At 72.4% G+C, this 17,410-nt stretch carries 15 protein-coding genes; 9 read left to right on the top strand and 6 right to left on the bottom strand.

Translation table 11 applies throughout. The features are described 5' to 3' along the window. Positions 1-240 precede the first annotated feature (240 nt). A complete protein-coding gene (gene nagA / locus DVH02_RS08300) occupies positions 241-1,395 on the top strand; it encodes an N-acetylglucosamine-6-phosphate deacetylase (protein WP_114623066.1) in 1,155 nt (384 codons plus the stop codon). A 187-nt stretch (positions 1,396-1,582) separates the two neighbouring features. Further along, the gene (locus tag DVH02_RS08295; RefSeq protein ID WP_114623065.1) at positions 1,583-2,563 is read left to right on the top strand and encodes a 1-phosphofructokinase family hexose kinase; all 981 of its coding nucleotides are present in this window, start codon (positions 1,583-1,585) and stop codon (positions 2,561-2,563) included. 240 nt (positions 2,564-2,803) lie between these two features. Here DVH02_RS08295 and DVH02_RS08290 read toward each other — a convergent pair whose 3' ends face one another. Continuing rightward, positions 2,804-3,808: a carbohydrate-binding protein gene (locus tag DVH02_RS08290; RefSeq protein WP_114623064.1), complete on the bottom strand. Its 1,005-nt coding sequence runs from the start codon at positions 3,806-3,808 to the stop codon at positions 2,804-2,806. A 447-nt stretch (positions 3,809-4,255) separates the two neighbouring features. Further along, on the bottom strand, positions 4,256-6,016 hold the full coding sequence (gene cdgB / locus DVH02_RS08285; protein WP_114623063.1) for a diguanylate cyclase CdgB: 1,761 nt from the start codon (positions 6,014-6,016) through the stop codon (positions 4,256-4,258). 478 nt (positions 6,017-6,494) lie between these two features. Here cdgB and DVH02_RS08280 point away from each other — a divergent pair, with 478 nt between their 5' ends. Further along, the gene (locus DVH02_RS08280; protein WP_114623096.1) at positions 6,495-7,025 is read left to right on the top strand and encodes a flavin reductase family protein; all 531 of its coding nucleotides are present in this window, start codon (positions 6,495-6,497) and stop codon (positions 7,023-7,025) included. A gap of 11 nt (positions 7,026-7,036) precedes the next feature. Here the strand turns inward: DVH02_RS08280 and arfB are convergent, their stop codons facing one another. Continuing rightward, positions 7,037-7,468 carry an alternative ribosome rescue aminoacyl-tRNA hydrolase ArfB gene (arfB, locus tag DVH02_RS08275; protein WP_114623062.1) on the bottom strand — a complete coding sequence of 144 codons (432 nt, stop codon included), beginning with the start codon at positions 7,466-7,468 and terminating at the stop codon, positions 7,037-7,039. 246 nt (positions 7,469-7,714) lie between these two features. On the opposite strand from arfB, the gene DVH02_RS08270 reads away from it, so the two are divergent. Further along, positions 7,715-8,290, top strand: coding sequence for a TerD family protein (locus DVH02_RS08270; RefSeq protein ID WP_114623061.1), 576 nt, complete (start codon positions 7,715-7,717; stop codon positions 8,288-8,290). 56 nt (positions 8,291-8,346) lie between these two features. Here DVH02_RS08270 and DVH02_RS08265 read toward each other — a convergent pair whose 3' ends face one another. Then, the gene (locus DVH02_RS08265; RefSeq protein ID WP_407697604.1) at positions 8,347-9,921 is read right to left on the bottom strand and encodes a M1 family metallopeptidase; all 1,575 of its coding nucleotides are present in this window, start codon (positions 9,919-9,921) and stop codon (positions 8,347-8,349) included. 282 nt (positions 9,922-10,203) lie between these two features. Between DVH02_RS08265 and DVH02_RS08260 the strand changes: the two genes are divergently transcribed. After that, positions 10,204-10,701 carry a hypothetical protein gene (locus DVH02_RS08260; RefSeq protein ID WP_114623060.1) on the top strand — a complete coding sequence of 166 codons (498 nt, stop codon included), beginning with the start codon at positions 10,204-10,206 and terminating at the stop codon, positions 10,699-10,701. Positions 10,702-11,007: 306 nt separating this feature from the next. On the opposite strand, the gene DVH02_RS08255 is transcribed toward DVH02_RS08260, so the two are convergent. Further along, entirely contained in the window at positions 11,008-11,679 is a 672-nt protein-coding gene (locus tag DVH02_RS08255) for a pentapeptide repeat-containing protein (protein WP_114623059.1), read from the bottom strand. Positions 11,680-11,865: 186 nt separating this feature from the next. Here DVH02_RS08255 and DVH02_RS08250 point away from each other — a divergent pair, with 186 nt between their 5' ends. The 4 genes from DVH02_RS08250 to DVH02_RS08235 all read left to right on the top strand — a co-directional run bounded on the left by DVH02_RS08250 (position 11,866) and on the right by DVH02_RS08235 (position 16,558). After that, positions 11,866-13,122 carry an NAD(P)-binding protein gene (locus tag DVH02_RS08250; RefSeq protein WP_114623058.1) on the top strand — a complete coding sequence of 419 codons (1,257 nt, stop codon included), beginning with the start codon at positions 11,866-11,868 and terminating at the stop codon, positions 13,120-13,122. Positions 13,123-13,265: 143 nt separating this feature from the next. Further along, positions 13,266-14,291 (top strand): zinc-binding dehydrogenase, encoded by a 1,026-nt coding sequence (locus DVH02_RS08245; RefSeq protein WP_114623057.1) that lies wholly within the window; start codon positions 13,266-13,268, stop codon positions 14,289-14,291. A gap of 244 nt (positions 14,292-14,535) precedes the next feature. After that, complete coding sequence (locus DVH02_RS08240) at positions 14,536-15,963, top strand: MFS transporter (RefSeq protein ID WP_233518099.1); 1,428 nt, start codon at positions 14,536-14,538, stop codon at positions 15,961-15,963. Between the two features lie 103 nt (positions 15,964-16,066). Further along, positions 16,067-16,558 (top strand): hypothetical protein, encoded by a 492-nt coding sequence (locus DVH02_RS08235; protein WP_114623055.1) that lies wholly within the window; start codon positions 16,067-16,069, stop codon positions 16,556-16,558. A gap of 96 nt (positions 16,559-16,654) precedes the next feature. On the opposite strand, the gene DVH02_RS08230 is transcribed toward DVH02_RS08235, so the two are convergent. Further along, positions 16,655-17,392 (bottom strand): TetR/AcrR family transcriptional regulator, encoded by a 738-nt coding sequence (locus tag DVH02_RS08230; protein ID WP_114623054.1) that lies wholly within the window; start codon positions 17,390-17,392, stop codon positions 16,655-16,657. Between the last annotated feature and the right edge of the window lie 18 nt (positions 17,393-17,410).

Genomic DNA, 17,410 nt, shown 5'->3' with positions numbered 1-17,410 from the left:
GGCCGCTGAGGCCGGTGAGACCACTGGTGAGGTCGGTGATTCCGGTGAGACCGGTGAGACCGGTGAGACCGGTGATTCCGCCGACCGGTCCACCGACGCCGCCGAGGCCACCGACGTCGCCGGAGACACCCGAACCACTCAATCCGCCGAATCCGCCGAATCTGTCGAATCCTCTGTACCCGCCACACCCGCCGCACCCGCCGCACCCGCCGATCCACTCGCCACGGAGGTAACCGCCTGATGGCCGCACGCGCCCGAAGCACCGTTCTCACCGGCGCCCGCGTGGTGCTCCCCACCGGGATCGTGGACGGGGGCCGGGTCATCGTGGAGGGCGGCCGGATCGCGGGCGCCGCCCCGGACGACGCCGTCAGGATCGATCTGACGGGCCACTGGCTCGTCCCCGGCTTCGTGGACCTGCACAACCACGGGGGCGGCGGCGCCTCGTTCACCTCCGGCTCGGTGGACGACGTACTGCGCGGCATCCGTACGCACCGCGAGCACGGCACGACCACCCTCGTCGCCTCCGCGGTCACCGGCGAGATGGACTTCCTGGCCCAGCGCGCCGGAGTCCTCTCCGAACTCGTCGAGCAGGGCGAGTTGGCCGGAATCCACTTCGAGGGCCCGTTCATCTCCCCCTGCCGCAAGGGCGCGCACAGCGAGGGCCTGCTGCGCGACCCGGACCCGGCCGAGGTGCGCAAGCTGCTCGACGCCGCGCGCGGTACGGCCAGGATGATGACGCTCGCCCCCGAACTGCCCGGCGGCACCGACTCCGTACGGCTGCTCGTGGAGCACGGGGTGATCGCCGCGATCGGCCATACGGACGCGACGTACGAGCAGACCGTCGAGGCGATCGACGCGGGCGCGAGCGTCGCCACGCACCTGTTCAACGCGATGCCGCCGCTCGGCCACCGGATGCCGGGGCCGATCGCCGCGCTGCTGGAGGACGAGCGGGTGACCGTCGAGCTGATCAACGACGGTACGCATCTGCACCCCGCCGCCCTGGAACTCGCCTTCCACCGCGCGGGCGCCGACCGCGTCGCCTTCATCACCGACGCGATGGACGCGGCGGGGTTCGGCGACGGCCGCTACCAGCTCGGCCCGCTCGCCGTGGATGTCGAGGGCGGGGTGGCGCGGCTGGCCGAGGGCGGCTCGATCGCCGGTTCCACGCTCACCCTCGACACCGCCTTCCAGCGCGCCGCCACCGTGGACCGGCTCCCGGTGGACGACATCGTCCGTGCCATCTCCGCCAATCCGGCGCGGCTGCTGGGCGTGTACGACCGGGTCGGGTCGCTGGAGCCGGGCAAGGACGCGGACGCGGTGGTGCTCGACGCGGACTTCGGGCTCAAGGGCGTGCTGCACAAGGGCGCGTGGCTGATCGACCCCCGCGTCGGCTGACCCGGGGCCGTGGGTCCGTCGAGAATCGGACGGCGGCAACCGGACAGCTGCCGGTTCACCACGGCCAGGGGGCTGGGCCGACCGCTTACTTTTTGAAATGATCGCCCCGGGCGGTCGGCGGTCGGCAGGGAGCCGGCGCAGCGAGCGCGGTCCCGGAGGCGTGACGGATGACGAGGCGTGACGACGGATGATCCTCACGGTCACGCTCAACGCCGCCCTGGACATCACGTACCGGACCCCCGCCCTGGTCCCGCACACCACCCACCGCGTCGACGAGGTCGTCGAACGGCCCGGCGGCAAGGGGCTGAACGTCGCGCGGGTGCTGGCGGCGCTCGGCCACGAGACGGTGGTCACCGGATTCGCGGGCGGGCGCACGGGCGACGTGCTGCGGGAGCTGCTGGGCGGCTGCGGGCCGGTGGGCCCTCGCGGCGCCGGGACGCGGTCGCGGGCCGACGCCGCGTACGCGCGGCCGGTGGACGCGCTCCTGCCGATCTCCGGGGCGACGCGCCGCACCATCGCCGTCGTGGACGCCGCGACCGGTGACACGACCCAGCTCAACGAGCCGGGTCCGACCGTCTCGGCCGCCGAGTGGCGGGCCTTCCTGAGCTGTTACGACCGGCTGGTCCCCGGCGCCGAGGCGGTGGCCCTGTGCGGCAGCCTGCCGCCGGGCGTGCATGTGGGGGCGTACGCCGAGCTGATCCGGCGGGCGCGCGGCGCGGGGGTGCCCGTCCTGCTCGACACCAGCGGCGAGCCGCTGCGCAGGGGCGTCGCCGCGCGCCCCGATCTGGTGAAGCCGAACGCCGACGAACTCGCCCTGCTCACCGGTTCCCGCGAACCGCTGGTCGCCGCGCGCGACACCCGGCGCCGCGGCGCCCGCGCCGTCGTCGCCTCGCTCGGCCCGGACGGCGTCCTGGCCGCCACCCCGGACGGCGTCTGGCGGGCGGGCCCGCCCGCCCCGGTGCGGGGCAACCCGACGGGCGCGGGCGACTCCGCCGTGGCCGGGCTGCTCTCCGGCCTGGTCGAACGCCTGCCGTGGCCCGCCCGGCTGAGCCGCGCGGTGGCGCTGTCCACGGCGACCGTACTGGCCCCGGTGGCGGGCGAGTTCGACGCGGCGGTGTACGAGGAGCTGCTGCCGCGCGTCACGGTGACGGAGTATCCGCCGGCCTGAAGGCGGCGCGAAAGGCGACGCCCCGGCTCGCGGGGCGAGGCCGGGGCGGAAGCTTTTCGTGGTGAGACGGCGCGTGGGGATCAGCAGTCGCGGATCAACGGTCGCGGATCAGCAGTCGCGGATCAGCAGTCGCGGATCAGCAGTCGCGGGTCAGCAACCCTAAATCAACAGTCTTGGATCAGCAGCCGTGGATCAGCAGTCGCGGATCAACAGCCGTCGGTCAGCTCGCGCGGGAGGGCGTCAGCGCTTGACGTGGCCCTCTTTGAGCGTGAACTGGTCGAGCACGGTCTCGCACTGGTTGCCTTCCTCGCAGGAGATCTTGATGGTGTTCGATCCCTTTTCGAGGTTGACCCAGGCGTAGGTGACCGTCCAGCCCTTCTCCCAGTCGCCCTCCGGCGCCTTCGCGAAGTTCTCCATGTTGAGGCCGTCGCCGTGCGCCTTGCCGTTGACGTTCAGCGTCGTCCGGGCGTCCTTCCCGGGCACGCCGTACGTCACGAAGACGGTGTACTCGCCCGCCTTGGGAGCGTCGAACGTCCAACTGGCCGACGCGCCGACGCCGTTGAGCGACACATAGGCGCCGGTCGCGCCCTTCGCGCCCTTGATGTCCGTCGACAGCGCGGCGGGCGAGGTCAGCTTCATCGTCACGGCGTCGCCCTTGGGCAGCTCGCCCGACGCGTCGTCACCGCCGTCACCGGACGGGTCGGCGCTCGGCTCCCGCGAGGAGTCGCCGCTGGGCGCGGGACCGTCGGTGGGCGTCGCGTCGTTGTTCTTCTCGTCGTCGCCGCTGCCGCTGGAGAGCAGCGCGGCCGTGATACCGATCACCACGACCGCGACCACGGCGATCGCCGCGATCAGCAGGCCCTTGGTGTTGGGTCCGCCACCGCTGCCGCGTCCGCCGGAGCGCTGGCCAGGCAGCTGCTGGCTGGGCGGCGCGGCGGAGTGCTGGACGGTGGCGGCCTGCTGCCCGTGGGGGCTCTGGCCGTACCCCTGCTGCTGCCCGTAGCCCTGCTGCTGGCCGTACGCCTGCTGCGGCGGCGCGGCCTGCTGCTGCCCGTACTGGCGTTCGCCGACCGCCCTGACCTGGTTGTACGACGTCCTGGGCACGCCGGGCTGCACGGCGGGACCCGGGTAGCCGTAACCGCCCTGGCGCCGCTGACCGGCCGCCGCGGCCTGGCCGTCCTCGTACAGGTAGCCGAAGGGATCGTCATCCTCGGGCTTGCTCGCGCCGTTGTTCCCGGCCGTCATCCCTGGTCACTCCTTACCATCTCGCCAGCGTCGCCGACCGGCCGAGCCTACCTCGTGCGGGTAAGCCTACGGACGGATCTTGACGGGTAGCAGCCAGTCTGCGATCTCCGGGTGAAGAACGGATAGCGGACATGTCCCAGCCCTGTCCCGAACTCCGGGGAAACGCTTCGGCGCTCCTTTGTACGTACCTCCGCACGTTTCTGGGTGCGTTTCCGGGTACGCCCGTTTGTCCCGCGATCGGGCTGGGGTCTTTCGTTTGGATCAGGCCGGATGAGGGAGCGGGGTCTGGTGCCGTGGATCGCAAGGCGGAGGAGGGAGCCCACGCGGAGCGGATGGGGTCTCCCCTGGTCGAGCGAAGCCGAGACCTTGGGGATGACCGACGACAACGCGGCGAGGCGCGGTGCCAAGGCTCGCGAGCCCGGCATGATCCAAACGAGAGGCCCCAGGTCACCCCGCTCGCCGGTGCACCTTGCTCCGGGAGCGCTTCTCCACGTACATCCGCTGGTCGGCCGATTGCAGCACTTCCTCCACCGACATTCCACAACTCGCCCAGCTGATGCCGAAGCTCGCCCCGACCCGCACCGCCCGGCCGTCGACCCTGATCGGCGGGATGATCGCGTTGCGCAGGCGTACGGCGAGATCAGCGGCGTCCGCCGAGCCGAGCCCGTCCGCGAGCACGACGAACTCGTCGCCGCCGAGCCGGGCGACCGTGTCGCCGTCCCGTACACCCGTGGTGAGCCGGCGCGCGACCTCGATCAGGACCTCGTCACCGGTGTTGTGGCCGAACCTGTCGTTGATCGACTTGAAACCGTCGAGGTCGCAGAAGAGGACGGCGAGCCCCTTCGTGCCGTCGTCGGCCGCGCCTTCGCCCTCGCCGGGCGCGGTCAGGTGCACATGGTGGTCGAAGGGGCCGCCGGCCGCGCGGGCGGCGGCGCCGCGCCTGCGCGCCTTCTCCTCGTACGCGTCGTAGCTGTCGTAGCCGTCGTAACCGTCATAGCCGTCGTACGGGTCGTAGCCCGGCTCGTGGAGCACCGTGCCGTCGTATCCCCCGTACGCCGCGTCCAGCGCCTCTACGGCGGTCTCGCGCAGGGCGTGCGGACGCGAGCAGAGCCGGGCGCTGAGGCGGGAGCGCAGCTCGGCGCTGTTCGGCAGGCCGGTGAGCGAGTCGTGCGAGGCGCGGTGGGCGAGCTGGAGTTCGCGGCCCTTGCGCTCCTCGATGTCCTCGACGTGGGTGAGCAGCAGCCGGGGGCCGTCGGTGGTGTCCGCCACCACCGAGTTGCGGAGCGAGACCCAGACGTACGTGCTGTCGCGGCGCGCGAGGCGCAGCTCGGCGCGGCCACCCTCGGCCGAGGTGCGCAGCAGCGTCCCGATGTCCTCGGGGTGGACGAGGTCGGCGAAGGAGTAGCGGCGCATCGCCGACGCCTGGCGGCCCAGCAGCCGGCAGAGGGCGTCGTTGGTGCGCAGCAGCCTGCCGTGCTGGTCGCCGCCCATCTCGGCGATGGCCATGCCGCTGGGCGCGTACTCGAAGGCCTGCCGGAAGGATTCCTCACTGGCGCGCAGGGCCTGCTGCTCACGCTCCAGCCGGACGAGGGCGCGCTGCATGTTTGCTCGGAGCCGGGCGTTGCCGATCGCAATGGCCGCCTGGGACGCGTACATCTGGAGGGCTTCCTGGCCCCAGGGCCCCGGGCGGCGACCGCCGCGCGGCCGGTCGACGGATATCACGCCGAGCAGCTCGCCCCCGCCGCCCATGGCGTGCGCCGGGGGGTCCTTGCGGGCCGCCGCGTACATCGGGGCGTACAGCCGGTCCTGCGGGTGCCACTCGTCCTCGAAGCGCGGGTACGGGCCCTCGGTGAACCACTGGGGCACGTCGTCCTCGGTCAGCACCCAGCCCTCGGTGTGCGGTATGAACCGCAGGTCGCCCCAGCGTTCGCCCATGGTGAGGCGGCGCTCCCAGGAGCCCCGGGAGCCGACCCGGCCGGTGATCAGCGACTCGGCGGCGGCGCTGCCCGCGAAGGCGGCGACGACGAGATCACCGTCCGCCTGGACGACGTTGACGCAGGCGAGTTCGTAGCCGAGTCCGCTGATGACGCCGTCGGCGACGGTCTGCAGGGTGTCGGCCAGGCTGCGCGCCGTGTTGAGTTCGGCGATGGCCGCATGCAGCTGCCGCATGGTCGCAAGGCGGACGTAGGGCTCCGACTCGGTCTCCATTGCTCGCTCTCCCCGAGACCTCGACAACAACTCCAGGATGCGCATCGGCTCTCGTGTTGCAGGTCTTCGCCACTGAATCACAGGGTGCTGCACGCCCGGTACACAGGGTCAACAAATACCCATCTCTGTGAGCCAAGTCACATCAGCCATTTGTGGGCGAAGCCCCAGGTGGGAGCGGCCCCATGGCGTTCTTGAACGCAAACCCGGGTGGTGGCGGGCTCGCGTTCCGCGCTGTTTCCGGTCACCGGTCCGGCTTCCGGAAGTCTGGTCCTAGGACCAGACTCGTCCCCTGGCCCGATGCGACCGGGGGACCGTCGAGACTAGCGTCTCCCGCGTGCCCCAGACGAGTCCCGCCCCCCGTACCGAAGCCGCCCTCCGCACAGAGCAGGGCAGGCCCCCCGCCGGGGAAGGCGTTTCCCCCGCCGATGAGCCCCTTCCCAGGACCGCCGGTGAGACCCTCCCCCGGGCCGGGGGCGCCATCCCCCATGCTGAGGGGGTGAGCAACGACGAGTTCCGCGCCGCCCTGGCCCGGCTGGCGGCGGGTGTGGTGCTGGTGACGGCGCACGAGCCCGCGCTGAGCCCGGACGGGCCGCGCGGCGAGGACGCCGGGATGACGGCGACCGCCTTCATGTCCGTCTCGCTGGACCCGCCGCTGGTGCTGGTCAGCGTGCGCAACGGGTCACGGATGGACGACCTGCTCCTCGAACAGCCGCTGTGGGCAGCGTCCTTGCTGACCGAGAGCCAGCGGCAGATCGCGGGCCGGTTCTCGATGAAGGGCCGGATCAGCGACCGGCTGCTCTTCGCGGACACACCCCACCGGCGGGGCGAGTTGAGCGGGGCGCCGCTGATCGAAGGGGCGCTGGCGACGCTGGAGTGCCGTACGGAGCAGCGCGTCGAGGCGGGTGACCACACGCTGGTGATCGGCCGGGTGCTGGCGGCGGAGCTGCCGGGCGGGGACGGGGATCCGCTGATGTACTTCAAGGGGCGCTACCGGCAGTTGGGGCAGTAGAGCGGTACCGTCTACGACCAGTCGCGGCCGGTCCGGCCCCGCTTCGTGTCGGCGCGCTGCTTCTTCTCGCGCAGCCTGCGCTCGTTGATACCGCGCGGAATCTTCGTCTTCCGGCGCGCTCGCGGCGGTGGCGCGGTCGCCTCCGCCAGCAGGGCCGCGAGCCGTACGGACGCGGCCTCGCGATTGCGCCACTGCGAGCGGTGCTCCGAGGCGCGTACGGTGATCACGCCGTCCACCAGCCGGTCCGCGAGCCGCTCAAGCGCCCGCTCCTTCCAGACCGGCGGCAGGGCCTTCGTCCTCGCGAGGTCGAAGCGCAGCTCCGCCTGCGAGTCGCTGGTGTTGACGTGCTGGCCGCCGGGCCCCGACGAGCGCGAGAAACGCCAGATCAGCTCGGCCTCCGGCAGGGAGACCGAGCCACGGATGACATGCGTGGGCCCGGACATGTGTCCATGGTCCCGTGTCCGGGGCGCTCCCGTCACCATCTTTTCCGCCGGGCGCCGGTACGCGGGCCGTTCCGGCGCGGCGAGCTGCGGCGTCGGCGGGGGGAGAGACGACTTCGGGCCATTCACCCGCCTTGGGTAAAGAAAGTAAAGAGGCTGGAACCTCCTGGTCCTCTGCTCGCGTTATGGCGGGTGACGGTAGCTTCGGGACCACTCGAAGCCCGCACTCGACAACGAAAGGGACATCCCATGGCTGTAAGCCTGTCCAAGGGTGGCAACGTCTCGCTCACCAAGGAGGCGCCGGGCCTCACGGCCGTCACGGTCGGCCTCGGCTGGGACGTCCGTACCACCACCGGCACCGACTTCGACCTCGACGCCTCGGCGATCGCGGTGAACGCGGCGGGGAAGGTCGTCTCCGACAGCCACTTCGTCTTCTTCAACAACAAGTCGACGCCGGACCAGACGATCGTCCATACCGGTGACAACACGACCGGCGAGGGCGAGGGCGACGACGAGTCGATCAAGGTCAACCTGGCGGGCCTGCCGGCCGAGGTCGACAAGATCGTCTTCCCGGTCTCCATCTACGACGCCGAGACCCGCAGCCAGAACTTCGGCCAGGTCCGGAACGCGTTCATCCGCATCATCAACCAGGCCGGCGACGCGGAGATCGCCCGCTACGACCTGAGCGAGGACGCCGCCACCGAGACCGCCATGGTCTTCGGCGAGCTGTACCGCAACGGCGCGGAGTGGAAGTTCCGCGCGGTCGGCCAGGGCTACGCCTCGGGCCTCGTCGGTATCGCCACGGACTTCGGCGTGAACCTCTGACGCTCCGCTGACGTGCCCGCACCGGGCCACCCGCCCCTGCGCCGGTGGCCCGGTGCTCAGCCGCGCGGCGGCTTGGCGTCCCCGTACAGCCACGCGGCCCAGAGCGGGCCGAGGTCCCTGCCGGACCGCCGCTCCACGTAGGCGGTGAAGTCGGCCGTATCGGCGTTGCCGTGCCGGTGCGTCCGGGCCCAGCCGCGCACGACGCGGAAGAAGGCGGCGTCCCCGAGGGCCTCGCGGACCCGCTGGAGCACCATGGCACCCCGCCCGTACACCGGCGGCTCCGAGAGGTACGCGGCCGAGGGCGGCACGGCCGGCGGGAAGGCCCAGTTCGCCTCGTCGGCGTACGCCTCGGCGAAGCTGTCCCGGACCGGCACGCCCCGGTGGTCCGCCAGCCAGAGCCACTCGGCGTAGGTGGCGAAGCCCTCGCTGAGCCACATGTCCCGCCAGGACTTGGGCGTCACCGAGTCCCCGAACCACTGGTGGGCCAGCTCGTGCACCAGCGTCTCGGTGTCGGTCGGGCCGGGGAGGAACGGCCGGGTCTGGGTCTCCAGGGCGTATCCCGCCTGGCCGGGTCTGCCGATGATCAGACCGGTGGCGGAGAAGGGGTAGGCGCCGAAGTTCTTCTCGCCCCATTTCAGGATCCCGGGGATCGCGGCGAGCAGCTTCGCGCTGTCGTCGGCGGTGGCCGGGTCGGCGGCGGTGGCCTGATCGACGGCGGTGTAGCTGGAGACCGTACCGTGCGCGCCCCCGGTGCCCTTGGTGTCTTCGGTGGTTCCGGTGTCTTCGGCGTCTTCGGCGTCCCTGGTGTCTTCGGTGGTTCCGGTGTCTTCGGCGGCCTCGGCGCCCTCGATGCCCTCGACGCTTCTGGTGACCTTCGTCTCGTGGGTCCTGTACGGGCCGATGGCCACCGTGGCGAGATAGCTCGCCATCGGCTCGGGCACGTGCCAGTCGAAGGCGGTACGCCCGCCCTTCGTACGCTCGCTCCTCAACTCGCCGTTGGAGATGGCCTTCAGACCGGCCGGAACGGTGATCCGGATGTCGTACGACGCCTTGTCGCTCGGGTGGTGGTTGCCCGGGAACCAGGCCATCGACCCGGTCGGCTCCCCCAGCGCGACCGCCCTGCCGTCCGACCCGAGCCAGCCCTCCCGCGACCCGTCGGGGTCGGTGATCCGGCGCGGGACGCCGGAGTAGCGGACGACCGTACGGAAGGTCTCGCCCCGGCGGAGGCGCTCGCGGGGCCGCAGCGTCAGCTTCGTACCGGCGCGGCGGACGGCGGCATCGGCGCCCCCGACGCTGGCGGAGTCGACCGTCAGCCCGGCGAGGTCGAGGTGGAACGAGCCGAGATCCCGGGTGGCGCGGGCGGTGATGTCGGCGGTGCCCGTGAGCCGGCCGGTGGCGGGGGTGTAGTCGAGAGTCAGCCCGTAGTGCCGGACGTCGTAGCCGCCGTTGCCGAGCCGGGGAAAGTACGGATCCCCGAGGCCGGACGCCCCCACAGGATCGGCTGGGTTGGCTGGGGTGGCTGGGTTGGCTGGGGCGGCTGGGGTGGCAGGGGCGGCTGGGGCAATGCCGTCGCCGGTACAGCCCGTGAGGACGAGCAGCAGTACGAGAGGGGTCGTGGGGCGTCGAAGCACCCGGCGATCGTAGAGCGGGCCACCTCTGTCACACCCCGGCCGGACTCAGAACGCGCCGGTGTCCCGCTCGACTCCGAACGGCTCGGGCAGCGGAACCGCCTCGGAAAGCTGGTACGACTCCTCGCGCCGGCTTGAGCTTGCCGAGCAGACGCTGGTAGGCGAGTTCGTCGTCGTCCTCGCCTTCGTACGGCTCGTACGGCTCGTACGGCTCGTACGGCTCGTACGGTCGCGCGGATGCCTCGGTGGCCCGTTCACCCGTTCGGCCATGACACCATCGAGCCCGTGCTCGACATCGGCTACTCCCTCTCCCGGCGCTTTCCCGACCCTCCGCAGACCGACTACCGCCAGGCGGACGTGCGGGCGCTGCGCCACGACCTGTTCTGCGGGGACGTCTACCTCGCGGACACCGTCGCGGACCGCGAGGTGTCCACAGCCTGGGGATGGGTGCCGGTGCTCGACTTCGCCTGGGCGCTGTGCGACATCGTCGAGCAGCTCGACCGCGACCCGCGCGGCAGCCGGGCCGCCAAACCGCAGTACGCCGAGCTGGACTTCACCGAGTCGGCCGACCGCATGCTCTTCCAGCGGCGCTTCGGCTGGGTCGATGTGGAGGCCGACTGGATGCACGGCGACGAGCCGCCGCTCACCTTCGGCCACCGGCTGCTGCGGCGCGAGGCGCGCGACTTCCTGCACGATCTGATCGCGGATCTGGCCGATCTGCACGAGGGTCTGGCCGGCAACCCGATCATCTGGGACCTCCAGGCCCGCTTCCCTCGCAGCTGACCCCGCAACAGACCTCGCAACAGACCCCACAGCCGGGCCCACGGCCGCGCCCGCAGCCGGGCCGCGGCCACTTCTGTGATCGCCCTCCGTAATCGCCGCCCTCACTCAGCCACCACACAGTGGACACACAGTCCCCCCATCGTTTTCCGCGTTGCCCCGCGTACATCCCGCACCACCGGGCACACGCTTGACCGAGGGAGTACTGCCGGGAAGCGGGTGACCGCTTCCTCCCCCCACACAAGGCGTACCCCCTGAGCACCGCCGAGGCCCCGATCTATCCCCCCGGATCGGGGCCTCCGGTGTTGCTCAGTCCTCCACCCGCACCCCGATCTGCGCCGCGAACGCCGACGCCAGCTGCAGCAGTTGCGCCGAGCTGATCACCGCGCCCGCCAGCCGGTCGAGCCCCCGGGCGATATCCAGCTCGGCGACCGTCCGCAGGTCGACGTCCTTCATCCGCACCCCGCTCAGATCCGCGCGCCTGAGCACACAGTCGCGGAACTCGACCCGCTCCAGCTCCGCGCCCCCGAAGTCCGGCTCCGACAGGACGACGCCCTCGAACACCACGTCCCTCAGCCGGGACTTGCGCAGATTCAGGTAGTCGATCTTCCCGCCCTTGATGAGCACCCGCTCCAGCACCGCGCCGTGCAACTGCACGCCGCCCAGCCGCGCGTCCACCACCTCCACATCGCGCAGCGAGGCGCCCGACAGGTCCGTGCCCACACCCCGGACCCCGCTCAGCACGGAGTCGACGAAGCGCGCTCTCCCGAGAGCGGTCTCGTCCAACCCGCAGTCACGCAGCGCGCAGTCGATGAACCGCGCCCCCGGCCCCTCCTGTCCGCCCAGGTCGAGGTCCTTGAACTCCAGCCCGTCGTAGTCGCCGTCCGGCTCCAGCCCGCCGCCGTACGGGCTGAGCGGCGGCAGCCGCACCTCCGCCCGCTTCGCCGCGGGAGTGTCGCTCTTGGTCGTCTTCCGTGCCATGTCCCCATGGTGACGTACGCCTCTGACAACACGCCGATGTCACATACGGACGGCCGGTTCACGTCGCACGTTCACCTCGCGCGTTCCCGTCGCAGCGGGGAAGCACCCGCGCACAAGCCCGAGGCCGAGGCCGAGGCCGAGCCCCAGCCCGAGCCCCAGCCCGAGCCCGAGGAGAGAAGAGGACCCATGGATGCCAGTCCGCGCGTCACTGTCGTCGGAGGCGGCCTCGCGGGGCTCGCCGCCGCCATCACCGCCGCCGAGTCGGGTGTGCCCGTCACCCTGTACGAGGGCCACCGCGCCCTGGGCGGCCGGGCGCGTACGTCGGAGGGGCCGTACCTGACCAACGAGGGCCCGCACGCCCTCTACCGCCAGGGCCCGCACTGGGCCTGGCTGCGGCGGCGCGGGCTGCTCGGCCCCATGGCCGGTTCGCCGCCGCGCGAGCTGCCCCGGATCCGTTTCCACCGGGGCGGGGTGCTGCGCAGGACGCCGCCCCCGGGGCTGTTCGCCCTCAGCCTGCGCGGGGTGGGGCGGGCGCCGGTCGATGTCGACTTCATGACGTGGGCGACCGCGACGGCGGGGCGCGAGACCGCCCGTGCCGCCGCCCACTACGTCGCCGTCGCCCTCTTCCACCACGATCCTGGCGCGCTGTCCGCCGCCTTCGTCCAGGAGCGGCTGCGGCGGGCCGCCGCGCTGCCGCCCGAGGCGCGCTTCCCGGTGGGCGGCTGGGGACGGCTGGTCGACCGGATGGCCGGGCGCGCCACGGAGCTGGGTGTACGGGTCGAGACGTCCACGCGGATCGACGTACTGCCGGAACACAGCGCCCAGGACGCGCCGGTGATCGTCGCGACCTCCCTGGAGGCGGCCCGCCGCCTCCTCGGGGACGACGGGCTGACCTGGACCGGCGGCCGGACGGCGCTGCTGGACCTGGCGCTGCGCACCGACGGGCACGGTCCGCTCTTCGTCTCGGATCTCGACGCACCGGGCTGGCTCGAACGCTTCACGGCGCACGACCCGACCCTGGCCCCGGCCGGGGAGCAGCTGTTCCAGGGCCAGTTCCCCCTCGGTCCCGGCCAGTCGCGGGCCGAGGGCGTCGCGCGCGGCGAACACCTGCTGGACCTGGGGTTTCCCGGTTGGCGCGAGCGCGTCGTATGGCGGTGCGAGTCCCTCGCGACCGGCCGTACGGGAGCGGTCGACCCGCCGGGCACCACCTGGCGGGACCGGCCCCGGATCGACCGGGGCGACGGGGTCTATCTCGCGGGCGACCAGGTGGCGGCGCCTGGAGTGCTCAGCGAGGTGTCCTTCAACAGCGGGATCGAGGCCGCGACGCTGGCCGTGCGGCGGCTGCGAGGGCCGGTGGTACGGGAACAGGCCGTACGGGAGACGGGAGCGGGCCGTACGGGAGCGGGTCGTACGGGAGCGGGTCGTACGGGAGCAGGGGCCTGATCTCAAGGGTGCTTGACCTCAAGAGCGCTTGAGGTCGGAGGCTGATCGAGCGGGCGGCCCCAGGGCGTATCCACGCCCGTGCCCACGCCCGTGCCCACCGCCCCGTGCCCGCACCCGCCGGGGCCGCCCCGAGGAGCCCCGCCATGCACGCCATCCGCCTCCACGCCTTCGGTCCCGCCGAGAACCTCCGCTACGAGCGGACCGACGACCCCGTTCCCGGCCCTGGCCAGGTGCGCATCGCGGTGGCCGCCGCCGGGGTCCATCTCGTCGACACCGCCTTGCGCGAAGGGCTCCGCCTCGGTCCGCTGCCCACCCCCACCGAGCTGCCGACCATCCCCGGCCGTGAGGTCGCCGGTACGGTCGAGTCGCTCGGCGAGGGTGTCGCCGCCGACCTGCTCGGCAAGCGCGTCGTGGCGCACCTGGGGATGGTCCCGGGCGGTTACGCCGAACTCGCCGTCACCGACTCCGGCCGGCTCCACGAGATCCCGGACGGCCTCGGCGATGCCGAGGCCGTCGCCATGATCGGAACGGGCCGTACGACCATGGGCATCCTCCTCTTCGCGGACCTCGGCGCCGACGACATCGCGCTCGTACCGGCCGCCGCGGGCGGTATCGGCACCTTGCTCGTGCAGTACGCGAAGAACGTCGGCGCCACCGCCGTCGGCCTCGCGGGCGGCCCGGCCAAGGTCACCCGGGTGGCCGAGAACGGCGCCGACCTCGCCGTCGACTACACCCTCCCCGACTGGCCCGAGCGCGTCCGCCGCTTCCTGCGCGACCGGCACGGCGACCGGGGCGCGACCGTCGTCTTCGACTCCGTCGGCGGGGCGACCGGGGCGGCGGCCGTCGACCTCCTCGCCCGGGGCGGGAGGCACCTGGTGTTCGGCTGGTCGGGCGCTGGTGCGGGCGGCGGGGCGCACGACGGGGCGCCGCTGACCTTCACCGCCGAGGAGCTGGCGGAGCGCGGCATCACGTCGGGGTCCGTGCTCGGCCCGGCCATGATCGAGAAGGCGGGCGGTGACCTCCGCGCCCTCGAAGAGCGTGCCCTGGCCGAGGCGGAGGCCGGCCGCCTCCGTCCCGCCGTACAGCGCTTCCCCCTCGCGCGGGCGGCACAGGCCCACCGCGCTCTGGAGACGCGCGGCACGATGGGCAAGGTGGTGCTGGAGCCGTAGCGGGCGCACCCGATTCATGGTGTTCTGTGGTGGTGTGCGCATGTGTCACCACGGAACACCATGGGGAGGCAAAACGTCGATGAGCGACCCGACGAACCCCGGCGACGGCTACAGCAACAGCAACAGCAACAGCAACAGCAACAGCAACAGCAACAGCAACACCGAACCACCGCCGGGCGCCCCGCGTGGCACCACCGACACCGATCCCGAGACCCACCGGTGGTGGGGGCTGGCCGTCATCGCGATGGCCCAGCTGATGGTCGTGCTCGACGCGACCATCGTGAACATCGCCCTGCCGTCCGCCCAGCGCGAGCTGGGCCTCAGCAACGGCAACCGGCAGTGGGTCATCACCGCCTACACCCTCGCCTTCGGCGGGCTGCTGCTGCTCGGCGGCCGGATCGCCGACCTCGTCGGCCGCAAGCGCACCTTCATCATCGGCCTGATCGGCTTCGCCGCCGCCTCAGCGGTGGGCGGCGCCGCCCAGAGCCCCGGGATGCTCTTCGCGTCGCGCGCGCTCCAGGGCATGTTCGCCGCGATCCTGGCACCGTCCGCGCTCTCGCTGCTCACCACCACCTTCCGGGACGGCAGGGAGCGCGCGAAGGCGTTCGGGATCTACAGCGCCATCGCGGGCGGCGGCGCGGCGATCGGGCTGCTGCTGGGCGGCGTACTCACCGAGTTCCTGTCCTGGCGGTGGTGCCTGTACGTGAACGTGCCGATCGCCGTCATCGCCGTCTTCGGCGCGTTCGGGCTGCTGCACGACCGCGAGGGCCACCGGGAGTCGCGCCTCGACATCCCCGGCGTCATCCTCGGCTGCGGGGGCCTGGTCGCCCTCGTCTACGGGTTCAGCGAGGCCGAGTCGCGCGGCTGGTCGTCCGCGCTGGTACTGGGGCTGCTGTGCGGCGCGGTGGCGCTTCTCGCCTGCTTCGCGTGGTGGCAGACGCGCGCGGCCGGTCCGCTGCTGCCGCCGCACATCATCAAGGAACGCAGCCGGGCGGGCTCGGTGCTGACCATGTGTCTGGCGACGATCGGGATGTTCGGGCTGTTCCTGTTCATGACGTTCTTCCTGCAGAACATCCTCGGCTACTCGCCGCTCAGGACGGGCCTCGCCTTCATCCCGATGAGCGCCATGATCATCATCGCCTCGACCCAGATCGCGGCCCGTCTGATGCACTACGTACAGCCGCGCCTGCTGATGGGCCCCGGTCTGCTGCTCGCCTCCGGCGGCCTCTACACCCTCACCTTCATCGACACCCACTCAAGCTATCTGGCCCACATCCTGCCGGGCACCCTGCTGCTCGGCCTGGGCATGGGCCTGACGTTCCTCCCCGTCATGTCCGTCGCCACCTCCGGCGTCGCGCCGAAGGACGCGGGTGTCACCTCTGCGACCGTCAACACGGCGCAGCAGATCGGCGGCTCCATCGGTACGTCGCTCCTCAACACCATCGCCATCACCAGCGGGACCGCGTACGCGACGAGCCACTTCGCGAAGGCGGCCGAGCAGGCGGCCAGGCAAGGCGGGCTCACTCCCGCGCAGAAGACCGCCCTCGCCAACACCGCCACGGTCCACGGCTTCACGGTCGCCATCGCCTGGGCGGCGGCCATCCTGCTGTTCGCGGCGGTGCTGGCGATGGTCATGGTCACGGCGCGCTCGCCGCAACAGCGCGAGGCGTAACGGGCGGCACGGCCGGATACGCCCGGCTCATGACAGGCCCACGACCGGCTCACCCCTGCCGACGCCGCCCGCAGGGAGCGACGCGTACGAGCCGCCGAGCGCGGTGCCGCCGGCCGAGGCGGCGAAGGGCACGGTCTGCGGCCGGCCGGCCGGGGTCACCCTGCCGAAGAACCCTTCCGGCGCGCCCTGGGGCGTCGTGCCCCACACCGGCACCGACGCCTCGGTCACCGGCTGCTCGCTCACGGACACGGCGAGCGGAAGGACGGCCGTCGAGTTCTCCGGCTGGTACGGCGACTGGACCGACCGGCCTTTCGAACGGCTGCTGACGCACAACGTCTCCCCCTCGGACGGCGGCGACACTCGTCGGCCGATGACGAGCGAGGAGTTCGGCCGGGCCACCGCGCGCCGCGACGGTGAGGCGGCCAACTTCCTGGCCTTCGGCCACGCGCGGGGCACCGATGTCTCCGACCGTTACCTCACGGGCCGTCAACTGCGTCCGCTCCTGGACGCCTTCGCCGAGGACCAGGCGGAACTGCGGGGCCGCGTCGACCTCGAACCGCCCTCCGCGACGATCCACCCCGTGCGGCGCGGCTGAACGTCGGCGGGGGCGGGCCCGCCCCCGTCCGTACCGGCTGGGACCTGCCCGCGGCGACGGCCGTCGGCGGCCCACCGGGTTCCCGACCGGGCGCGGTCAGGCTTCTCCGCCCGCCGTACCGGCCAGGCCGTCGATCATCAGGGCGACGGTGAAGTCGAAGCGGTCGTGGCCCCCGCCCGCGGTGATCTCGGCCGCGTGGCGGGTGATGTGCGGGAAGGTCGCGGCGGGCAGCGCGGTCAGGCGGCGCCGCAGTTCGTCGGTGTCGACGACCCAGTCCGCGTCGTTGTCGACCTTGCGCTGGTCCATGACGGAGATCTCCAGGCAGTAGGCGCCCACGTACAGCAAGAGGGCGTCGGCGGCCCAGGCGGCGGCCCGGGGGGCGGCGCCGCCCGCGAGGAGGATGCCGAGCATGCCCTCACTGAGCCGTACGGTCTCCAGGTCGGTGGGGGCCATCGCGAGCGCGGCGCGGGAGATTCCGGGGTATCTCAGGTACGCGTCGCGCAGTTGGCCGCACACGCCGCGGATCTGCTCGCGCCAGGCCGCCGGGTCGGGCTCGGGCAGGACGAGCCCGGCGCACAGGCGCGCGATCAGCAGCTCGTCCAGGTCGGCCTTGTTGACCACGTGGGCGTAGAGCGAGGCGGGTCCGGTGTCGAGGGCACCGGCCAGACGGCGCATGGTGAGCGCCTCGTAGCCCTCTGCGGCGATGACGTCCAGCGCGGTGTCGACGACCTGCGCCACGGTGATCGGGACTCTGCGGCGCCGCGTCCCGGGGCCGGTACCGGCCCCGGAGGGCGGCAGCTGGTGACGCGCCGCGCGGCGCTCTCTCGGATTCATTGGTAGTCAGGGGCGCGG

The sequence above is a fragment of the Streptomyces corynorhini genome (assembly GCF_003346515.1).
Taxonomy (GTDB): domain Bacteria; phylum Actinomycetota; class Actinomycetes; order Streptomycetales; family Streptomycetaceae; genus Streptomyces; species Streptomyces corynorhini.
Note: the sequence above shows the minus strand (reverse complement) of the source record. Positions and strands in the feature narration are given on the sequence as shown.